Source organism: Cryobacterium sp. TMS1-13-1 (genome assembly GCF_004403125.1).
Classification (GTDB): domain Bacteria; phylum Actinomycetota; class Actinomycetes; order Actinomycetales; family Microbacteriaceae; genus Cryobacterium; species Cryobacterium levicorallinum.
The window spans coordinates 1-20,545 of sequence record NZ_SOGX01000002.1 but is presented as its reverse complement, the minus strand read 5'-3'; the positions used below and the strand labels follow the sequence as shown (position 1 = coordinate 20,545).

16 protein-coding genes are annotated in these 20,545 nt (G+C 62.7%); 14 read left to right on the top strand and 2 right to left on the bottom strand.

Features of this window, described 5'->3' with window-relative positions; genetic code table 11:
- Nucleotides 1–189: 189 nt before the first annotated feature.
- The 12 genes from rpoB to E3T31_RS00945 all read left to right on the top strand — a co-directional run bounded on the left by rpoB (nt 190) and on the right by E3T31_RS00945 (nt 17,789).
- A complete protein-coding gene (gene rpoB / locus E3T31_RS01000) occupies nt 190–3,681 on the top strand; it encodes a DNA-directed RNA polymerase subunit beta (protein ID WP_134467088.1) in 3,492 nt (1,163 codons plus the stop codon).
- A 55-nt stretch (nt 3,682–3,736) separates the two neighbouring features.
- Nucleotides 3,737–7,660, top strand: coding sequence for a DNA-directed RNA polymerase subunit beta' (locus E3T31_RS00995; RefSeq protein WP_134467087.1), 3,924 nt, complete (start codon nt 3,737–3,739; stop codon nt 7,658–7,660).
- A gap of 267 nt (nt 7,661–7,927) precedes the next feature.
- Nucleotides 7,928–9,598, top strand: a complete 1,671-nt coding sequence (locus E3T31_RS00990; protein ID WP_134442829.1) for a GspE/PulE family protein — start codon at nt 7,928–7,930, stop codon at nt 9,596–9,598.
- Nucleotides 9,599–9,617: 19 nt separating this feature from the next.
- Nucleotides 9,618–10,973 carry a type IV pilus twitching motility protein PilT gene (locus E3T31_RS00985; RefSeq protein ID WP_304993875.1) on the top strand — a complete coding sequence of 452 codons (1,356 nt, stop codon included), beginning with the start codon at nt 9,618–9,620 and terminating at the stop codon, nt 10,971–10,973.
- 4 nt (nt 10,974–10,977) lie between these two features.
- On the top strand, nt 10,978–12,207 hold the full coding sequence (locus E3T31_RS00980; RefSeq protein ID WP_134467086.1) for a type II secretion system F family protein: 1,230 nt from the start codon (nt 10,978–10,980) through the stop codon (nt 12,205–12,207).
- Between the two features lie 121 nt (nt 12,208–12,328).
- On the top strand, nt 12,329–12,736 hold the full coding sequence (locus E3T31_RS00975; protein WP_134467085.1) for a type IV pilin protein: 408 nt from the start codon (nt 12,329–12,331) through the stop codon (nt 12,734–12,736).
- Nucleotides 12,737–12,876: 140 nt separating this feature from the next.
- Nucleotides 12,877–13,293, top strand: a complete 417-nt coding sequence (locus tag E3T31_RS00970) for a hypothetical protein (protein WP_134467084.1) — start codon at nt 12,877–12,879, stop codon at nt 13,291–13,293.
- A 1-nt stretch (nt 13,294) separates the two neighbouring features.
- Nucleotides 13,295–13,864, top strand: coding sequence for a type II secretion system protein J (locus E3T31_RS00965; protein ID WP_134467083.1), 570 nt, complete (start codon nt 13,295–13,297; stop codon nt 13,862–13,864).
- Nucleotides 13,855–15,273, top strand: coding sequence for a hypothetical protein (locus E3T31_RS00960; protein WP_134467082.1), 1,419 nt, complete (start codon nt 13,855–13,857; stop codon nt 15,271–15,273). The genes E3T31_RS00965 and E3T31_RS00960 overlap by 10 nt, the downstream gene beginning before the upstream one ends.
- 64 nt (nt 15,274–15,337) lie before the next feature.
- Complete coding sequence (gene pilM, locus E3T31_RS00955) at nt 15,338–16,384, top strand: type IV pilus assembly protein PilM (RefSeq protein WP_134467081.1); 1,047 nt, start codon at nt 15,338–15,340, stop codon at nt 16,382–16,384.
- Nucleotides 16,381–17,046, top strand: a complete 666-nt coding sequence (locus tag E3T31_RS00950) for a hypothetical protein (RefSeq protein ID WP_134467080.1) — start codon at nt 16,381–16,383, stop codon at nt 17,044–17,046. The genes pilM and E3T31_RS00950 overlap by 4 nt, the downstream gene beginning before the upstream one ends.
- Before the next feature lie 2 nt (nt 17,047–17,048).
- Nucleotides 17,049–17,789: a type 4a pilus biogenesis protein PilO gene (locus E3T31_RS00945; RefSeq protein ID WP_134467079.1), complete on the top strand. Its 741-nt coding sequence runs from the start codon at nt 17,049–17,051 to the stop codon at nt 17,787–17,789.
- 10 nt (nt 17,790–17,799) lie between these two features.
- Here the strand turns inward: E3T31_RS00945 and E3T31_RS00940 are convergent, their stop codons facing one another.
- On the bottom strand, nt 17,800–18,174 hold the full coding sequence (locus E3T31_RS00940) for an EAL domain-containing protein (protein WP_134467078.1): 375 nt from the start codon (nt 18,172–18,174) through the stop codon (nt 17,800–17,802).
- Complete coding sequence (locus tag E3T31_RS18590; protein WP_370304179.1) at nt 18,171–18,851, bottom strand: PAS domain-containing protein; 681 nt, start codon at nt 18,849–18,851, stop codon at nt 18,171–18,173. Before E3T31_RS18590 ends, E3T31_RS00940 begins: the two co-directional genes overlap by 4 nt.
- A gap of 19 nt (nt 18,852–18,870) precedes the next feature.
- Between E3T31_RS18590 and E3T31_RS00930 the strand changes: the two genes are divergently transcribed.
- Nucleotides 18,871–19,647, top strand: coding sequence for an FtsK/SpoIIIE domain-containing protein (locus E3T31_RS00930; RefSeq protein ID WP_241977457.1), 777 nt, complete (start codon nt 18,871–18,873; stop codon nt 19,645–19,647).
- A complete protein-coding gene (locus E3T31_RS18100; protein ID WP_241977456.1) occupies nt 19,583–19,906 on the top strand; it encodes a hypothetical protein in 324 nt (107 codons plus the stop codon). Before E3T31_RS00930 ends, E3T31_RS18100 begins: the two co-directional genes overlap by 65 nt.
- The last annotated feature ends 639 nt before the right edge of the window (nt 19,907–20,545 follow it).

Genomic DNA, 20,545 nt, shown 5'->3' with positions numbered 1-20,545 from the left:
AACAATTAGGTGGACATGACGCGAATGGGGGCATATAGTTGATCCTTGCGCTCCCAGACAAACTATGCCTTCATATTGCGGTCGGCTTTGCGTGTTCAAGCCACCTTGAGGCACACCTCTTATGAGGGTCTGCGGAGTCATCACCAATAACAGTAACTAGACCTGACGGGGTCCACGGAGGTTATTTCCTTGGCTGCTGCGCGCAACGCAACCACCAACTCACCCAAGAACGGCCGCTCGCACGAGCGTCTGTCGTTCGCAAAGATCAGCGACCACTTGAACGTTCCGGATCTGCTTGCTTTGCAGACCGAGAGCTTCGACTGGCTCGTCGGCAACGACATCTGGAAGGCTCGCGTCGCCGAAGCCCAGGCTGCCGGACGCCAGGACCTGCCGAATCGCACCGGGCTCGATGAGATCTTCGAGGAGATCTCTCCCATCGAGGACCTCGGCGAAACGATGCAGCTGTCCTTCACCAACCCGGAGCTCGAGCCGGAGAAGTACACCATTGACGAGTGCAAGGAAAAGGGTAAGACCTACTCCGCACCCCTCTATGTGAACGCTGAGTTCATGAACCACCTCACCGGTGAGATCAAGACTCAGACCGTGTTCATGGGTGACTTCCCGTTGATGACCCCCAAGGGCACCTTCGTGATCAACGGCACCGAGCGTGTCGTCGTGTCGCAGCTGGTGCGCTCCCCGGGCGTGTATTTTAACCGCGAGCAGGAGAAGACGTCTGACAAGGACATCTACTCCGCCCGTGTCATCCCGAGCCGTGGTGCCTGGCTTGAATTCGAGATCGACAAGCGCGACCAGGTTGGCGTGCGCATCGACCGCAAGCGCAAGCAGTCCGTGACCGTGTTCCTGAAGGCCCTCGGCCTCACCAGCGAGCAGATCCTCGAAGAGTTCAAGGGCTACGCGTCCATCGAGCTCACCCTCGAGAAGGACAACATCCTCACCAAGGAAGAAGCCCTCAAGGACATCTATCGCAAGCTTCGCCCCGGCGAGCAGGTTGCCGCCGAGGCTGCGCGCGCGCTCCTCGACAACTTCTTCTTCAACTCCAAGCGCTACGACCTGGCCAAGGTTGGTCGTTACAAGATCAACCGCAAGCTCGGCCTCGAAGCTCCGCTGAGTGACTCCGTACTGACGCTGGCGGACATCCTGGCCACCATCAAGTACCTCGTCGCCCTGCACGACAACCAGACCACCCTTCCGGGTCTGCGCGACGGCAAGATGACCGACATCAACATCGACATCGACGACATCGACCACTTCGGTAACCGTCGTATCCGTGCCGTCGGCGAGCTCATCCAGAACCAGGTGCGCACCGGCCTGTCCCGCATGGAGCGCGTTGTTCGCGAGCGCATGACCACGCAGGACATCGAAGCGATCACCCCGCAGACCCTGATCAACGTGCGCCCTGTCGTCGCCGCGATCAAGGAGTTCTTCGGTACGTCGCAGTTGTCGCAGTTCATGGACCAGAACAACCCGCTCGCCGGACTGACGCACAAGCGTCGCCTGTCCGCGCTGGGCCCGGGTGGTCTGTCCCGTGACCGCGCCGGCGTCGAGGTGCGAGACGTTCACCCCTCGCACTACGGCCGCATGTGCCCCATTGAGACCCCTGAGGGCCCGAACATCGGCCTGATCGGTTCGCTCGCCTCGTTCGCGCAGATCAATGCGTTCGGTTTCATTGAGACGCCGTACCGTCGGGTGCTGAACAACAAGGTCACCGAGACGATTGACTACCTCACCGCGAGCGAAGAGGACGACTTCATCGTCGCCCAGGCCAACGCGCCGCTCACCAAGGACTCGCACTTCGCCGAGACCCGCGTGCTCGCCCGTAAGAAGGGTGGCGAGGTCGACCTCGTTCCCGCTGAAGACATCGGCTACATGGATGTCTCGCCGCGCCAGATGGTGTCGGTCGCGACCAGCCTCATCCCGTTCCTCGAGCACGACGATGCAAACCGCGCACTCATGGGTGCCAACATGCAGCGTCAGGCGGTGCCGCTGCTGCTCAGCGACAGCCCGCTCGTCGGAACCGGCATGGAGGTCTACACAGCCATCGACGCCGGTGACGTGCTCACCGCGCTGAAGCCCGGTGTGGTCTCCGAGGTGTCGGCTGATGTCGTCACCATCCAGCTCGATGAGGGCGGCACGCAGGACTACTACCTGCGCAAGTTCTCGCGCTCCAACCAGGGCACGAGCTTCAACCACCGCGTGATCGTCAACGCCGGTGAGCGGATCGAAGCCGGCGAGGTTATCGCCGACGGACCCGCCACCGACCAGGGAGAACTCGCCCTCGGAAAGAACCTGCTCGTGGCATTCATGCCGTGGGAAGGCTACAACTTCGAGGACGCGATCATCCTGAGCCAGAACCTGGTCAAGGACGACACCCTCTCCTCGATTCACATCGAAGAGTACGAAGTGGATGCCCGCGACACCAAGCTGGGTAAGGAAGAGATCACTCGCGACCTTCCCAACGTGTCGCCGGACTTCCTCGCCGACCTCGACGAGCGTGGCATCATTCGCATCGGAGCCGAGGTTCGCCCCGGCGATATCCTCGTCGGCAAGGTCACGCCCAAGGGCGAGACCGAGCTGTCTGCCGAGGAGCGCCTGCTGCGCGCCATCTTCAACGAGAAGAGCCGCGAAGTTCGCGACACCTCGCTCAAGGTTCCCCACGGTGAGCGCGGCACCATCATCGGTGTCAAGGTGTTCGACTCGCAGGACGGCGACGACGAGCTCGGAAGTGGCGTCAATCAGCGCGTGGTCGTGTTCATCGCCCAGAAGCGCAAGATCACCGAGGGTGACAAGCTCGCCGGCCGTCACGGCAACAAGGGTGTTATCTCCCGCATTCTGCCGATCGAGGACATGCCGTTCCTCGCCGACGGAACCCCGGTTGACATCATCCTCAACCCGCTCGGTATCCCCGGTCGCATGAACTTCGGCCAGGTGCTCGAAACGCACCTCGGCTGGATTGCGAAGCAGGGCTGGAACGTCGAGGGCAAGCCGAAATGGGCTGCTCGTCTTCCGGAGCACGCCTTCAGCGCCGCGCCCGGCACGAAGGTCGCCACCCCGGTATTCGACGGTGCGCTCGAGATCGAGATCGAGGGTCTTCTGGACTCCACGACCCTGACCCGCGACGGCGAACGCCTCATCGGTTCCTCGGGCAAGACCCAGCTCTTCGACGGCCGCTCCGGCGAACCGTTCCCGATGCCGGTGTCCGTTGGATACATGTACATCCTGAAGCTCCACCACCTCGTCGACGACAAGATCCACGCTCGCTCGACCGGCCCGTACTCCATGATCACGCAGCAGCCGCTGGGTGGTAAGGCGCAGTTCGGTGGACAGCGTTTTGGTGAGATGGAGGTGTGGGCGCTCGAAGCATATGGAGCCGCTTACGCCCTGCAGGAACTCCTGACCATCAAGAGCGACGACATCCTCGGCCGCGTCAAGGTGTACGAGGCCATCGTCAAGGGTGAGAACATCCAGGAACCCGGCATTCCCGAGAGCTTCAAGGTTCTTATCAAGGAAATGCAGTCGCTCTGCCTGAACGTCGAAGTGCTTTCGGCCGATGGCACCGCAGTCAGCCTGCGCGACACGGATGACGAGGTGTTCCGTGCTGCGGAAGAACTCGGCATCAACATTTCCACCCGGTTTGAGTCGTCGTCCATCGACGACATCTGAGCTTGTTAAGGCAGGGCCCGCCCCGCAATCTTCGAAAACTTTCCAAGGAGAGAAATTGCTCGACGTAACAACATTTGACGAGCTTCGTATTGGCCTGGCTACCGCAGACGACATCCGTCGTTGGTCGCACGGTGAGGTCAAGAAGCCCGAAACCATCAACTACCGCACGCTCAAGCCGGAAAAAGACGGCCTGTTCGGCGAGCAGATCTTCGGACCCTCACGGGACTGGGAATGCTCATGTGGCAAGTACAAGCGTGTTCGCTTCAAAGGCATCGTCTGCGAGCGTTGCGGTGTAGAGGTCACGAAGTCGTCGGTGCGCCGTGAGCGCATGGGCCACATCGAACTCGCTGCCCCGGTCACGCACATCTGGTACTTCAAAGGTGTGCCCTCGCGTCTCGGTTACCTGCTGGACATGGCTCCGAAGGACCTCGAAAAGGTCATTTACTTCGCCGCCTACATGGTCATCACGGTGGACGAAGACGGTCGCCACCAGGACATGCCCGGCCTCGAGAACGAGCTGCGTCTCGAACTCAAGACCATTGAGTCCAGCCGCGACTCGCGCATCGCCGATCGCCTGCAGCGCCTCGAAACCGACCTCGCAGCGCTGGAGGCCGAAGGCGCCAAGAGCGACCAGAAGAAGCGCACCAAGGACGCCGCCGAAAAGGAAATGGGCCAGATTCGCAAGTCTCTGGACGAGCAGGTTGCTCACCTCGAGCGCGTGTGGGAAGACTTCCGCACCCTCAAGGTCGGCGACCTGAAGCCGGAAGACTCCGTCTTCCACGAGCTCCAGGACCGTTTCGGCATGTACTTCGAGGCCTACATGGGCGCCGAAGCCATCAAGAAGCGCCTTGAGGCCTTCGACCTGGTCACCGAAAGCGAAAACCTGCACCTGCAGATCGCTGAGGGCAAGGGTCAGAAGAAGATCCGCGCCATTAAGCGTCTGCGCGTGGTCAACGCGTTCATCATGACCGGCAACTCGCCGGCCGGAATGGTGCTCGACGTCGTTCCGGTGCTCCCGCCGGAACTCCGCCCGATGGTGCAGCTCGACGGTGGCCGCTTCGCGACCAGCGACCTCAACGACCTCTACCGTCGTGTGATCAACCGCAACAACCGCCTGCGTCGTCTGCTTGACCTCGGTGCTCCCGAGATCATTGTCAACAACGAGAAGCGGATGCTGCAGGAGGCCGTCGACGCACTGTTCGACAACGGTCGCCGTGGTCGCCCGGTCACCGGAACCGGTAACCGTGCCCTGAAGTCCCTGAGCGACATGCTCAAGGGAAAGCAGGGTCGTTTCCGCCAGAACCTGCTCGGCAAGCGCGTGGACTACTCCGGCCGTTCGGTCATCGTGGTCGGCCCGCAGCTCAAGCTGCACCAGTGTGGTCTGCCCAAGCAGATGGCACTCGAGCTGTTCAAGCCGTTCGTGATCAAGCGCCTGATCGACCTGAGCCACGCTCAGAACATCAAGGCTGCTAAGCGCATGGTCGAGCGTTCGCGTCCGCAGGTCTGGGACGTGCTCGAGGAGATTATCCGCGAGCGCCCCGTCATGCTCAACCGTGCACCCACCCTGCACCGCCTCGGCATCCAGGCCTTCGAGCCTCAGCTCGTTGAAGGTAAGGCAATCCAGCTGCACCCGCTCGTTTGCGCGGCGTTCAACGCCGACTTCGACGGTGACCAGATGGCCGTGCACCTGCCGCTGTCGGTTGAGGCCCAGGCCGAGGCTCGCATCCTGATGCTCGCCTCGAACAATATCCTCAAGCCGTCCGACGGCCGCCCGGTGACCCTGCCCACCCAGGACATGATCATCGGTCTGCACCACCTCACCACGATGAAGGAAGGTGTGGTCGGAGAAGGCCGCGCATTCTCCACCGTGTCAGAGGCGATTCTCGCGTTCGACCAGAAGACGCTCGACCTGAACGCCAAGGTGCGCATTCGCTTGACCGACAAGTACTTCACCGAGGGCACCCAGCCCGAAGGCGTCGAGCTCGTCAACGGTCAGGCTGTCGGCACCGTTCTCGTCACGACGAGCCTCGGTCGCGCCATCTTCAACGAGGCGCTTCCGGCCGACTATCCGTACTTCGAAGACGTTGCCAACAAGGTCACCATGTCGACCATTGTCAACGACCTCGCGGAGCGGTACGTCAAGGTTGAGGTTGCTGCAACCCTCGACCGGATCAAGGATGCCGGTTTCTACTGGGCAACCCGAAGCGGCGTGACCGTAGCGCTCAGCGACATTCTGACGCCTCCGAACAAAAAGGAGATCGTCGCTGGCTACGAGAAGCAGGCTGCCAAGGTTCAGGGCCAGTTCGACAAGGGTCTGACGACCGACCTCGAGCGTCGCCAGGAGCTCATCCAGATCTGGACTCGTGCCACGGAAGATGTCGCCGCAGCGATGCAGGCGAACTTCCCGGCCGACAACACCATCAACCGCATGGTGACCTCTGGTGCTCGTGGTAACTGGCTGCAGGTGCGTAACATCGCCGGCATGCGAGGCCTCGTGAACAACCCGAAGGGTGAGATCATCCCTCGCCCGATCATCTCGAGCTACCGCGAAGGCCTGTCCGTCGCCGAGTACTTTATTGCTACTCACGGTGCTCGTAAGGGTCTGGCCGACACGGCTCTGCGTACCGCCGACTCGGGGTACCTCACCCGTCGTCTGGTGGACGTCTCGCAGGACGTCATCATCCGTGAAGACGACTGTGGAACGACGAAGGGCCTTGACCTGCCCATTGCCGGAACGGATGCCACGACCGGTGCGCTCCTGCGGGGCGACGACGGCGGCCTCCTGGTCGACTTCAACGTCGAGAACGCGGTCTACGCTCGCAGCCTGGCCGCAGCCGCGGTCAACGCTGCCGGTGAGGTCATCGCCGACGCCGGAGACGACGTCGGAGACGTGCTCATCGCCAAGCTCATCGCCGGTGGGGTCGAAACCATCAAGGTGCGTTCCGTGCTGACCTGTGAGTCTGCCGTCGGTGTCTGTGCGGTCTGCTATGGCCGGTCGCTCGCCACGGGCCAGCTCGTCGACATCGGTGAGGCCGTCGGTATCATCGCTGCGCAGTCCATCGGTGAGCCCGGCACCCAGCTGACCATGCGTACCTTCCACACGGGTGGGTCGGCATCCGCTGACGACATCACCCAGGGTCTGCCGCGTGTTCAGGAGCTGTTCGAAGCGCGTACCCCCAAGGGTGCGTCGCCCATCGTCGACTCCGCCGGACGCATCACCATCGAGGATTCGGACAAGGGCCGCAAGGTCATCCTGACCCCCGACAGTGGCGACGAAGCAATCGCCTACCCCGTGCTCAAGCGTTCAACCCTCCTTGTTGAGGACGGCCAGCACGTTGAGCTGGGGCAGCAGATCATCATCGGCGCCGTCGACCCGAAGGAAGTTCTTCGCGTCAAGGGTGTTCGCGCGGTGCAGAAGCACCTCGTTTCCGGTGTGCAGGAGGTCTACCGTTCGCAGGGTGTACCGATTCACGACAAGCACATCGAGGTCATCGTTCGTCAGATGCTTCGCAAGGTGACCGTCGTCGAACACGGCGACACCGGACTGCTTCCGGGCGAGCTCGTTGACCGGTTGAAGTACAACGACCTCAACCGCACGGCGCTGACCGAGGGCAAGAAGACGGCATCCGCTCGCCAGGAGGTCATGGGTATTACCAAGGCTTCCCTGGCGACCGAGTCCTGGCTGTCGGCAGCTTCCTTCCAGGAGACCACCCGGGTTCTGACCCAGGCGGCCATGGAAGGCAAGAGCGACCCGCTGATGGGCCTCAAGGAGAACGTCATCATCGGTAAGTTGATCCCCGCCGGCACCGGCCTTCCCCGCTACCGCGACGTCACCGTCGAGGCAACGGAAGAAGCCAAGGCTGAGCGTTACCCGAACCGCATCTTCACCGAAGATGCCACGTTCAACGAGGGTGACCTCAGCTTCGTTGACTTCGACAGCTTCTCGTCGGACGACCTGACACCGGGCACGTACAACTAGTACCCGGCAGCTCTAAACGGATGGCCCCTGCTTCGGCAGGGGCCATCCGTCGTTAACGTGCAAGACCAGACAAATGGATGCCGTGGGCTGGCCGCGGCGCCACCAAGTCCACCTTGTGACTCCGGGCTCAGTCTGTAAACTGGGCCCGCGTTCCGGGCCCGGGCCCCGAACAGGAAGAAGGGGGCTACCTGTAAGGTAACGGGATTCTGGGGTGGGGACGTATACTCGGGGTCTAGACTAGAAGTAACCACTTCGGGGGAGGTTCGTGTGGCAACCTTGACCGAAATTCTGATTCTCCACGGGCTGCTCCCTATCGAAGTGCTTGACACGCTCATGGCCGGGGACCCGGCCGATGAGAGCGCGGTCCGGGCGCTGGTCGAGCGCGGCGTCATCACCGAGCTCCAGTTCGCCAAGGCTCGGGCCGAGCAGGCCAACCTGCCGTTCGTTGAACTTCTTGATTACCCGGTTGATCGCTTGGCGGTTGCGCTCGTCACCCCGTCGATCTGCCGACGCCATGATGTGCTGCCGATCGCGATTATCGAGGGCCGTCTCCTACTCGCGATGGTCGACCCCGGTAACGTCTTTGCCCTCGACGATGTGCGTGATGCTTCACGGATGCAGGTCAAGCAGGTCGTCGCGGAACGTGCGGATTTGCTTGCCGCCATTGGCCGTTACCACCGAGCCGACGACGAGCTCACCAATCTGACGACGACCCTCGAGGAGGAGAACGCGCCCACGGAGTCCGCAGCGTTCGGTGTCTCGGATTCCCTCGATGATGACGCCCCAATTGTTCGTTTCGTCAACCTGCTCGTCAGCCAGGCCATCCAGGATCGGGCATCGGATATCCACATCGAACCCGCAGAGCACAGCCTCGGCGTGCGGTACCGCATCGACGGAGTGCTGCACGCGATGCAGCGTGCACCCAAAAGCATCCAGAACGGTGTTATCTCCCGGCTCAAGATCATGAGCGACATTGATATCTCGGAGCGCCGCAAACCGCAGGACGGGCGCATGTCCGTGAGCCATGGCGGCCGCAAGATCGACCTGCGGGTTGCCACGCTCCCCACGGTCTGGGGCGAGAAGATCGTCATGCGAATTCTCGACAACTCCAGCACCAAGCTGAGCCTGCGCGACCTTAACCTGCTCGAGGGAAACTTCAACGCCTATAAGACGGCATACTCCAAGCCCTACGGCATGATCCTCGTAACCGGGCCGACCGGTTCAGGCAAGTCCACCACGCTGTACACGACCCTTAATTCTGTCGCCCGCACCGAGATCAACGTGATCACCGTCGAAGACCCGGTCGAATACCGGATGGAGGGCATCAACCAGGTGCAGGTGAACCCAAAAGCCGGGCTCACCTTCGCCAGTGCGCTGCGGTCCATCCTGCGCTCCGACCCCGACGTCGTTCTGATCGGTGAGATCCGGGACCACGAGACCGCGCTTATCGCGATCGAGGCGGCACTCACCGGCCACCTCGTGTTATCGACCCTGCATACCAATAGTGCGCCGAGTGCGATCACGCGGCTCACCGAGATGGGCATTGAGCCGTTCCTTGTCGGTTCCGCACTGGATTGTGTCGTCGCCCAGCGGCTCGCGCGCAGGCTGTGTGACCGCTGCAAGCTGCCCGACAACCGCGAGGTGGAAGAGCTGGTGTTGCTGAACTTCGCCGTCGATCCTGATTTGCCGGCACCGGTGATATTCCGGCCCGTCGGCTGTGCCAGTTGTTCCAAGACGGGGTACCGGGGGCGCATTGCCGTTCACGAGGTCATGACGGTGTCCGAAGAGATCGAACGACTCACTGTGGGCCGTGCATCGAGCGCGGAGATCTTAAGAGAGGCGAAAGAGCAGGGCATGATCACCCTGCGAGAAGACGGTTGGGCCAAGGTTTTGCTGGGCCTCACGTCGATTGAGGAAATTCTCCGAGTGGTGGCTTAGAACGTAAAGGACAGGCAGCATGAACAATCCGATCTATGAGATTCCGGTGGCGGCTCCCGGCTTTGGTCCAACGGCAATGAGCCGAGCGGATGCCGATCAGCCCGCTGGCACCCCTGGTCCCGCTGGCTTGGCCGAGCCGGACTACCTGACCGCTCCGATCGTGTCCACCGAGGGAGTCTTTGTTGACGCCGGTGATTCCGCCGTGCTCACGCGCGGGGCAGCAGGGCAGGAACCCGATCCGGATCTCCTGAACGCGCTCAGGACCGTGCTCGACCTCAATGCCTCCGACCTACACGTCACGGTGGGGGCGCAGCCGTGCATTCGCGTCGATGGCGGGCTACGCCCGGTCGCAGGCTCTACAAAGTGGTTGCGGGACAAGGTGACGTCCGCGCTCTTCAGCCTGCTGACGCCAACGCAGCGCGAAGAGTTCGATCGGGAGCTTGAACTCGACTTCGCCTTCACGGCGAGCGGCGCGAGATTTCGGGTGAATTACTACCAGCAGCGCAATTCGGTGGGAGGGGCCTTCCGCCTCATTCCGCGGGAAATTAAGCAGCTGTCCGAACTTGGGGTGCCCGAGTCGGTCGCGAAGTTCGCTCAGTTGCCGCGCGGACTCGTGCTCGTGACCGGACCGACCGGATCCGGCAAATCCACGACGCTCGCCGCCCTGATCGACCTCGTCAATCGCACGCGTGCCGACCACATCGTCACGGTCGAAGACCCGATCGAGTTTCTGCACCGGCACCAAAAGTCGCTCGTGAATCAGCGCGAAGTCGGTCACGACACGCACAGCTTCGCCGCCGCGCTCAAGCATGTACTGAGGCAGGACCCAGACGTGATCCTGATCGGAGAACTGCGTGACCTGGAAACCGTGTCGGTCGCCCTGACGGCGGCCGAGACGGGGCACCTCGTGTTTGCAACGCTGCACACGCAGGACGCCGCGCAGACCATCGACCGGGTGATCGACGTCTTCCCGCCCTATCAGCAAGGACAGGTGCGGGCCCAGCTCGCGGCCACCCTGCAGGGAGTCATCTGCCAGACCCTCGTAAAAAAGGTCGGTGGTGGTCGCGTGGTGGCCACGGAGGTGCTCGTGGCGACCTCAGCCATCGCAAACCTCATTCGGGAGGGCAAGACCTACCAGATCTCCTCTGCCATGCAGGCAGGGCGGGCGCTCGGTATGCACACGATGGACCAGCACCTGGCCGACCTCGTCAATGCCGGCAGCATTACCCGGCAGTCCGCGGAAGAAAAAGCCCAGGACTTCGAGGGCCTGGCTCAGCTCATCGCGCATTCCGGTGGCGGCAGCAATTCGCTCGATACGACCATGTCGGCCGGGGGAATCGACTTCGGCGACTCGTTCTCACCCCGAAAGAAGTAGCGCCATGCCCACCACCCTCGCGTATGCCTACAAGGGGCGTAACGCTGCCGGAAAGGTCGTGAAGGGGCGACTCGATGCCGCTTCTGAAAGCGTCGCCATTACTCGCTTGCGCAACATGGGAGTCGCCCCGATCTCCGTCGCCGAGGTCGTGGTCGGTACCGGACTGAGTCGAGAGATCAGTATTCCCGGGTTCGCCAAGCATCCGGGGCTCAAAGACCTTGCCGTGATGAGCCGCCAGATGGCCACCATGACCTCCGCCGGGCTTTCCCTGCTGCGCACTCTCAATATCTTGTCGATGCAGACCGAGAACAAGGAACTCGCAAAGATCCTCACGAGCGTTCGTAACGATGTGGAAACGGGCGTCTCCCTGTCGGAAGCCATGATCAAACACGCGAACGTGTTCCCGCCCATCATGATCAATCTGATCAGGGCGGGAGAGACCGGTGGATTCCTTGAAAATTCCCTCAACTCGGTAGCAGAAAACTTTGAATCGGAGGGCAAGCTGCGCGACACGATTAAGTCGGCGATGGCCTACCCCACGATCGTGCTCATTATGGCGGTCGTGGCCGTTATCGGCATGCTCACCTTCATCGTGCCGGTGTTCGAGAAGATGTTCGCCGGGTTCGGTGGCCAGCTTCCCCTTCCGACCCAGATTCTCGTCGTGCTCTCCCAAGTCATGGTGTGGCTGCTGCCGCTGCTCGTCGTGGGGGGAATCGTCTTTTCGGTGTGGTGGCGCAAGAACAAAAACACCGAGACCGTGCGCAAAATTATTGACCCGATCAAGCTCAAGGTGCCTGTTTTCGGGCCGCTCATGACCAAACTCGCGATCGCACGCTTCAGTCGCAACTTCTCGACCATGATCGGCGCCGGCGTGCCCATTCTGCAGTCGCTGAATATCGTGGGGGAAACCTCCGGCAACTGGGTGGTGGAATCGGCGCTCCGTAAGGTTCAGGAGTCCGTGCGGCAGGGCATGTCGATCGCGGGGCCGCTCTCGCTGGAACCGGTGTTTCCCCCTATGGTCGTGCAGATGATCGCGGTCGGCGAAGATGCCGGAGCCCTGCAGACCATGCTCGGAAAGATCGCGGACTTTTACGACCAAGAAGTGCAGTCCACGGCCGAACAGTTGACGGCACTGATCGAGCCGCTGATGATCGCGTTCATCGGAATTGTGATCGGCGGCATGATCGTGGCGCTGTACATGCCCATGTTTTCGATTTTTGAATATATCAAGTGACATTTCGCCCCTGAATTGGGGATTGATAATTCAGATTTTTTACTTTTTTTTGTGCAATCCCCGTAGGCTCAAATCAAGCTTGCGAAGGTCTTCCTCGCCAGCGCCCAGACAAGGACCCATCATGATCAACAGCCTTACCGGACCACTTGCCCGCAAGCGAGCAGCCCTGAACAAAGAAGACCACGGGTTCACCCTCATCGAACTCCTCGTGGTCGTCATCATCATCGGAATTCTGGCCGCAATCGCCATTCCGATCTTTCTGAGCCAGCAGAACCAGGCCAAGGATTCCGCCGCCAAATCAGACCTTGGCAATGCCAAAGTTGCCTACGTGAGTTTGTTGATCGATATTCCGGGAGGAACGACATCGATCGGTGCCTTGTCCCCTTACGGCTTTGTGCCGACCGCCGGCGACACTGTCACAATTGTGAGAGGTTCGACGAACTTCTGCATCCAGGCGGTCAGCGCGGCCACCAACACCTTCAGTATCACCAATGCCGGTGGTGTCGTCGCAGGTGCCTGCGCCCCCTAGGGTCCAACGGAGTGCCGCCGAGCTGTTGCCCCGGCCGAAGTCGAGTACGGTGGTGGCGCCAAGAACGGTGGGGCATCGCGAACGCGACGCCCCACCGTTTCATTCTCCGATCTCTGACACGTCGTTCCAAAGGAGGGGCCATGAACGACCGCCAGCGGGAGACTCCCCGGGCAACGGAAGCGGGTTTCGGCCTCATCGAGATTGCTGTCTCCATGTTCCTGCTCGGCCTACTGGCCGTGGCCCTGTTGCCGTTCCTGGTGCAGGGCGTCACCCAGTCAGCGGCCAACGGAACGCTCGCGGCGGCCACCCAACTCCTGAACAAGGAGATGGAGAACGCGCGGGCCCAAACCACCTGCACCGCCCTGACCGCAGCTACCTTCTCCGTGGTCGATCCGCGTGGCGTGACTCTTCAGGTAGCTCGGACGGTCGGCGGTGCCTGTCCTACCTCGGCGTCGTCGTACCCGATAACGGTTCCCATGGCTGTCACGGTCGTGCGAACCGATACGGGTGCCGTGCTGGCGTCGGCCAAGACCTTGATTTTTGTGGCGGTGAAATGACATGTTCCTCGAACAAGACGACGATCCGGAGCGGGGCTACACGCTCGTCGAGCTGATCGTCTACAGCAGTCTGCTGATCATCGTCGTCGCCGTCGTCGCCGGACTGTTCGTCAGCGGTCTGACCGCAACTGAGCGCGTGCAAACCGTGACGGCTGCGACCACATCGGGGCAAGTGGTGGCGGATTCAATCGAGACCAACGTGCGCAATTCCACCGATTTTCTCTTGACGACCCCGGCGGGTACCGATCAATTCCTCGTCGCCCGCACCGTGAATCGAGACTCAACCCTGTCGTGGTATTGCGTCGCCTGGTATTACTCGGCGGCTGGCAATGGCAGCATCCGCTTCAAGCGATCCAGTGTTGCCATTCTCCTGCCTACGCCGATTGAACTCCAGGATTGGACGCTCGTGCAGGAAGGGATCGCACCCGTGGCTGGGACAAATATTTTTTCTGCCAGCGGACAGCAGCTCACCGTGAATTTCACGAGCCTCGCCGGTGACCACCCGCCGGTCGTGATCTCAAGCTCCGCAACCAGTCGGGCCGGAGCATCGGGGGGCCTGACATGTTTCTAGATCGCGGCGTCGTCTCGCTGCGCGGCTGTCCGGAGCGCGGGGCTGCGCTGGCCTCCGTGCTGGGTGTGATGGCGGTTGGTTTGCTGTTCGCCTCGCTCATCACGGCCGCTGTTGTGGGCGCCTATGGAGTGAGTTCGTCTACTCGGTCCGGGGTTCAGTCCGGTGCGGCAGCGGATGCTGGCGTTGCGGCGGCACGCCAGGGTCTCTACGTCGTCGGCAACTGCGCCGGGCAAGCCGTTCCGGGAACTTACGCTTCTGCGGTGGCTCCCCGGTACAGCGCGAAAATCGAGTATTTCGGGGGCAGCACCTGGATTGCGGGGTGTCCGCCCGTGACGGCAACCGAGGTGCGGATTACCTCGCTCGGAACGGCCCAAACTGCGGGCGTCAACGGTGCCACGGAAGGCAACGCGACGAAGGTCGAGGCGATCCTGAAGTACCTCGTGCCCGGGATCGAGCCGAGCGGCGTTGCGCTCTACCTGTATCGGGGCGGCACCGTGGAGTCCAACTCGAGCTTCGATTTGACGGAATCACCCGGGGCCGGCCTCATGGTCAAAAACGGCAACTTTGATTGCGCGAAGAACAACACCGTGATCAACGGGAGTGTTCTCGTGACGGGAAACCTGACGTTCACGGGATCATGCACGGTTAACGGGACTGCCTGGGTGTCGGGCGCGGCGACTCTCGGCTCGGGGAGGATCAGCGACAACCTGACGGCTGGCACAGTGAGTCCCAACCCGCCCGGGACTCGCGTCGGCGGCACGTTCACTCACTCCGCGATCATTCCCGAGGTGCCGCCGTGGACAGAAGTGGCGTACGCCCCCGCCGCCTGGGTGGATTCCACCGGCACACCCTATGAGGTGAGAACTCTGGGCGCCTGCGCTCTGCCCAACGGAAACCTCGGCGGAACCAGTGCGGGCAAGCCGGTTATCATCAACGCGCTCGACTGTGCGCTGGGACCGACGGCGTCCCACAACACCACCGTCACGCTCACCAGCGATGTGGTGATTTTCGCGAACAAGTTCGATTTCTCCGGGGTCAACGCGCTGCAGTTTTCCTCGTCGACGAGTGCCGTGCACAAGATCTGGTTCATCACGCCGGATCAGCTGTCCAACGAACAACCCACCTGCACGGCGCCGACACAGGGAAACTTCACCGTGAAGAACGGTTTCTCGATCAACAGTCCGGTCGAGGCGCTACTCTACACGCCGTGCGCCTTCGACGGTGCCAATGGCTTCAGCTGGCGCGGGCAAGTGATCGCGGGAAACTACAGCTCGGCCAAGAACAACCCCACCTTCACCTTTGTGCCGCTCGGTCTGCCGGGAGTGGACCTCGAAACCGGCAGCGCGACACCCACCATCACGAACCCGCAACCGGGATCGGTCGTATCGAACAGGGAAGTGACCGACTGATGAACACGGCAGCGATAAACAAGGCAGCGATAGACACGGCAGCGATAGGCACAGGAGCCCAGCCATGACGGACAGCGTCGTCGGAATCGATATCGGCACGTCCGGCTTGCGCGGCGTGGAGGTGCGCGACGCCGACAAGGCCCGTCCCGTGCTCATGCGTTACCACCAGATTGCACTGCCGGCGGGAGCAGTGAACCGCGGAGAGGTAGCTGAGCCAAATACCGTAGCGGCCGCGCTGAAGACCCTGTGGTCGGCGGGCGGTTTTAAGAGCAAGAATGTGGTGCTCGGAATCGGTAATCATCGCGCGCTCGCGCGGGACCTCGCGGTGCCCAAGACAAGTATGAAACGCATCCGCGAAACCCTGCCCTTCCTCGTTGCAGACATGTTGCCCGTGCCCGTAGCGGAGGCCCTGCTCGATTTCTACCCGATCAACGAGAGTGCGGGTGAGAACGGACCCGAGATCAACGGCCTGTTGATCGTTGCGGTCAAGGAGGGGGTGCAGGGCAATATCGCCGCCGTGCAACTGGCCGGCCTGACCGCAGTCGAGGTCGACCTCATCCCCTTCGCGGTCAGCCGAGCCGTGTGTCGGGGGACAACGTTCGACGGTGCGGTTGCCCTCATCGATGTCGGTCAGGCAACCACGAGCATTGTGATCACGCTCGCCGGAGTTCCGCAGTTTGTGCGGCTCATCCCAGCGGGCGGGGGAGACCTCACCCAGGCACTGGTGCTGGGCTTGTCCGTCGACGCGCCCACAGCAGAGTTAGTGAAACGCGAGCACGGACTTGCCGGGGTATCCACGACGAACCACGCTGTCGAGGCGACCATCATTTCCGAGGCAACGAGCGACCTGCTCAACAGCCTCCGCAATACCGTCAACTACTTTTCACATACCAGGCCGCACATCCCCGTGACTGCAATTGTGCTCTTGGGAGGTGGCTCCCAACTGGACGGATTCGCGCAGGCGCTCAGTGCGCTGACTCGACTGCCCATCCTGCCGGCAGATCCGTTCGCGTCGGTTGCGCTTGCCAGAGGCATAGATGCCGCAGCCCTGCAGCTCACGGATGGTGCCTTTACCGTGGCACTCGGCCTCGCGCTGGGGAGCACAGCATGACCAGCAAGAAGCCGACGGATGAACTCGTTCTCGGGGCGGAACCCCGCATGGACCTGCTTCCGCCCGAAGTTCGTCTGCTCAAGAAGGTCAAGGCTACCCGGCGACGCCTCGGAGGCCTCTTGCTGGCGGTGCTGGTACTCGTTGGGGCGGGGGTCGGCGCATCCAGCTGGTACGCCCTGCAGAGCCAGGCCGAACTTGCCGCTGCGCGGGAACGCACCACGGAGCTGCTGGCCAGCCAATCGAAGTATTCCGAGGTTCAGAAGGTGCAGGCCGCTCTCGACACAACACTGGTCGCGCGGCAATTCGGCGCATCCACTGAAATTGATTGGAAGGCCTACCTCGCCCAGGTGCTGGCACTCGTGCCGAGCACCGTGACCGTTGACACGCTTTCGATCGACTCAGCATCGCCCCTGGTTCCCTACGAGCAGGCGGCGTCCCCCCTGCTGAACGCCCGGGTGGCGACGATCAGGATACTTTTCAGGAGCCCCGATGCCACGAGCGTGCCGGCGTGGCTGGAGCGCATGTCGACGCTGCCCGGCTATGCGGATTCCCTGCCGGCCGCGATCACCCGGACGGATGCCGGTCTCTACACCGTTGACTTCGTGCTGCACGTCAATGAGGGCGCGTTTTCGGGACGCTTCGCCACTGCGGAGGGGAAGTGATCATGGACAAGAACAGGCTCTGGGTGATCGGTGCCCTGCTGGTGATCGGCGCGATCGTGGGCCTCGGGTGGCTTCTCGGGATTTCGCCCAAACTGAGCGAGGTTCGGGTGGCGGAGGCCGATCGTGACACGACGCTGGCGCAAAATGCCGCTTATGAGCTACAGGTGATTGCCCTCAAGAAGCAGTTCGAGAACATCGACGAGCTCACGGACGACCTGTCCGCAATTCAACTGGCCGTTCCCAGCTCCGCCGAGATTCCAGCCCTGATTGACGAGTTCAATTCGATCGCCGCGAGCAGCCAGGTCGTGATCTCCGCGTTCAGGCAGAACGACGCGCAGGCATTTGACCCGGCGTTGCTCGTCGTGGCGGCACCCACAGCAGCGGCGCCCCCGTCGGCGCCCGCCTCGGAGGCAACGCCGAGTCCGGCGCCGAGCGAAGCTGCCGACGCTGCCACCGAGGCGGCGACTGCTGCCGGCGCGGTTCCAGCCGCAGGGGTTGACCCCCGCCTCACTCCGGCGAATTTCATTGCGATCCCGCTCAGCATCACCGTTACCGGTCGATACGACAGTGTGCTCGATTTCGTTTCGGGCATTCAGCACGGCCGGAGGCTCGTCCTGATCAACGCCCTCTCCACGGTGCCGACCCTCGACGTCGCGGTAGTGAGCGGCACAGTCACGGGCACGATTACCGCCCTTGTCTACGTTCTCCTCGATCCGAACACGGAGACGCAGACAGCCCAATAATCGGATTTCCCTACCCCAACCCCAATTCGCCGCCCTCAGTCGTGCGAAACCAGGGCGGGCTGGGCCGCGAGAGGTAGTAGCCCTGGCCGTAGTGGCAACCCATCTCGCAGAGCAGGTCGCGTTGACCGGCCGTCTCGATCCCCTCGGCGATAACGTCGAGGTGCATCACGTCGGCGAGGCGCACCCCGAGCTGTCGTAGCTCGGCAAACGTCGCGGCGGCCGGGCCAATGGCATCGTGCAGTGCGCTTTCGGTCAATTCCAGGCAGCGTTGCGCTGGCGAAAGCCCCGATACCTGCAGGGCTTGCCGCACCGTGGCACCAAAATCGTCGCGGGCGAACTGACGGGCCGACACGTTGACGCTGACAGTCACCTGGTTGAGGGTCATTGCCGCGAGGGAAGCCTGGTAGAGCAGGCCGGTGACCCGGGTATCCTCGTGGATCTCGGCGACGCTGACGTTGACACAGTTCTCGCCGATGCCACGCAGCGCCCGCTCTGAGCGCTGGTGCGTGTACTCGTCAGCCGACGGGCTGACGTTTGCACCGTGATCCGCTGACTTGCCCGGCTTGAAAATATTCTCGATGGGCCGGTTGAGCGCTCCGTGGGCCGGCCCGGCCAGCTCGAACGGCCATTGTGACCCTCCACGACGTAACCGTTGAGGGTCACAATGGCCGTTCCCAGGGGAGACGACTCGAAAGCCGCCTCAAACCGGGCATGGGTAGCGGATGCTTCCTGCTCGGCTACGCGCACGGCCCGCACGGCCCGCTCGGCCGTCAACCGCTCCATGTCGTCGGGATGGATGGTGACGGCCCAGCCCGAACCCCGGGAATGGTCAAGTCGCAGGCCGCTGAGCGCGTGAAATTGGTCGTTCGCCGTCAGCAGATCGCCGCTGGCGTCGAGCTCGACGATGCCAACGGGGGCGAGTCGCACGAGCGCGTAGAGCTGCGTGGCGGTGTTAGTCAATTCGCGGGTTCGCTCCGTCGCGTTTGATTGCGTGAGGTCGTCAGTGGAGCGATCGCGGAGTCGGTCGAGGTTGCGCAACCGCACTGCCGCGGCCCAGCTCATTCCGCAGCCGAGAATCATCATGGTTATAACGAGGAGCGCAACACCGACGTTAGTGTCGTTCGAGCGCGGACGGCTCATGTGGACCCGACGGCCCGAGCACTGGTCCTTCCCCGGTGAGACCCTAACGGATGTCGCGGTCGAGTCGGTCGACTCCGCCACGACCCTGCACTTCGCGCGCCGCCTGGCCCCAGTCATCGACGCCGGTGCGCTCATCGCTGACTCGAGCGACCTGCCGAGCTCGGTGTCGATGGTCACCCTGCTCGGCCATGAACTGGAGAGCGTCGCCCTGCGCACCCTGGCGATCGCGGCCAGCCGCACGAGCGCCGGCGGGCCCGTCGCGGTTTATGGCCTCGACTTCGCCGCCGGCAGCCTCCGCATGCTCGAACCGCTGCCGCACGTGGGCAGCATGATCGGCGGCGGCGGCGACGACATTGAACGCATCATTCGCCTGTTCCGGCTGCTCCAGGCCGAACTTGAAGCGCGCGGCAACCGCTTTGCCGAGGCCACCGCGTCAACCATCGCCGAGTACCGCGCGCTGGCGAACCGCCCCAACGAACCGCCCGAACGAGCCGCGCATCCTGCTGCTCATCGACGGGTTCGCGGCCTTTCGGGAAGACTGGGAGGTCGCGAGCGGCCGGTCGAACTGGTACGACGTGTTCCGCAGCATCCTCTCGGATGGTCGTCAGCTGGGCATCCACGTGGCTTTTACCGCCTACCTGGCCAGCCCGCGCGTGGCGCTCGTCGTCGAAAACCTCCCGGACTTTCTGCAGACCCCGGCCGATGCCGCGCTGGTTGAGCTCATCAAACAGGTCAAGCGCAGTGACCAGTTTCTGATCGCCGATGGTGAAACCGCGTCGTGGAACTCGTCCTGGCCACTGTTCGCCGAGATGAAGAACTCCAGGCGCGGCCTGCTGCTGCAGCCCGACACCATCGCGGGCGACATTCTGCTCAAGACTCCGCTGCCGCGACTGAACCGGGCCGATTTTCCGCCCGGCCGCGGCATGATGGTGGCCGGCGGCAAGGTTCTGCGGGTGCAGCTTCCGCTCGTGGAATAGCGGCAAGTGCCTTCCCGGGGTCTCTGGCTGCTGTATTGACCATCAGTATTGACAATCATCCCGCGCCACTCCTCCTCCGGGGACTGGCTGCTAGAACGGTTGGGGGTTGGGGTCGTCGGTGTTCCGCGCGGTGTTCCAGGGGGTGTTCCAGGGGTCACTCAGGGGTTCGTCTGGTGGGGATGGTGCCGGTGGTGGTGTTTCGGTTTGCTGCAAGTGCGGACTGATGCGGGTGGCGGGGTCGGTGGCGTAGNTGATGCGGGTGGCGGGGTCGGTGGCGTAGTGTTTGCCGGCGGGGCTGGTCCAGTGGACGGTGCCGTCGGGGTCGGCGACGGCTTTCCAGGCGGAGAAGTGTTTGAGGTTGTGGTGGGCGGGCGAGAGGAAGTGGAGGTTGGTGGCGGTGGTGGGGCCGCCGAATTGTTTATCTAGGGTGTGGTCGAGGTCGCTGTGGCCGGCGGAGCGGTTGCAGCCGGGGAAGCGGCAGGTTCCATCGCGTAGGCGGAGGTATTTCTTCAGCGCCGCGGGCACGCGGAACGGGGTGGAGCTGACGTCGAGGACGATGCCGGTGTGCGGGTGGGTGAGGATGCGCAGAAAACTCGTCGCGGTCCCAGCGAGGCGGCGGGCGGTCTCGGGGTCGATCGG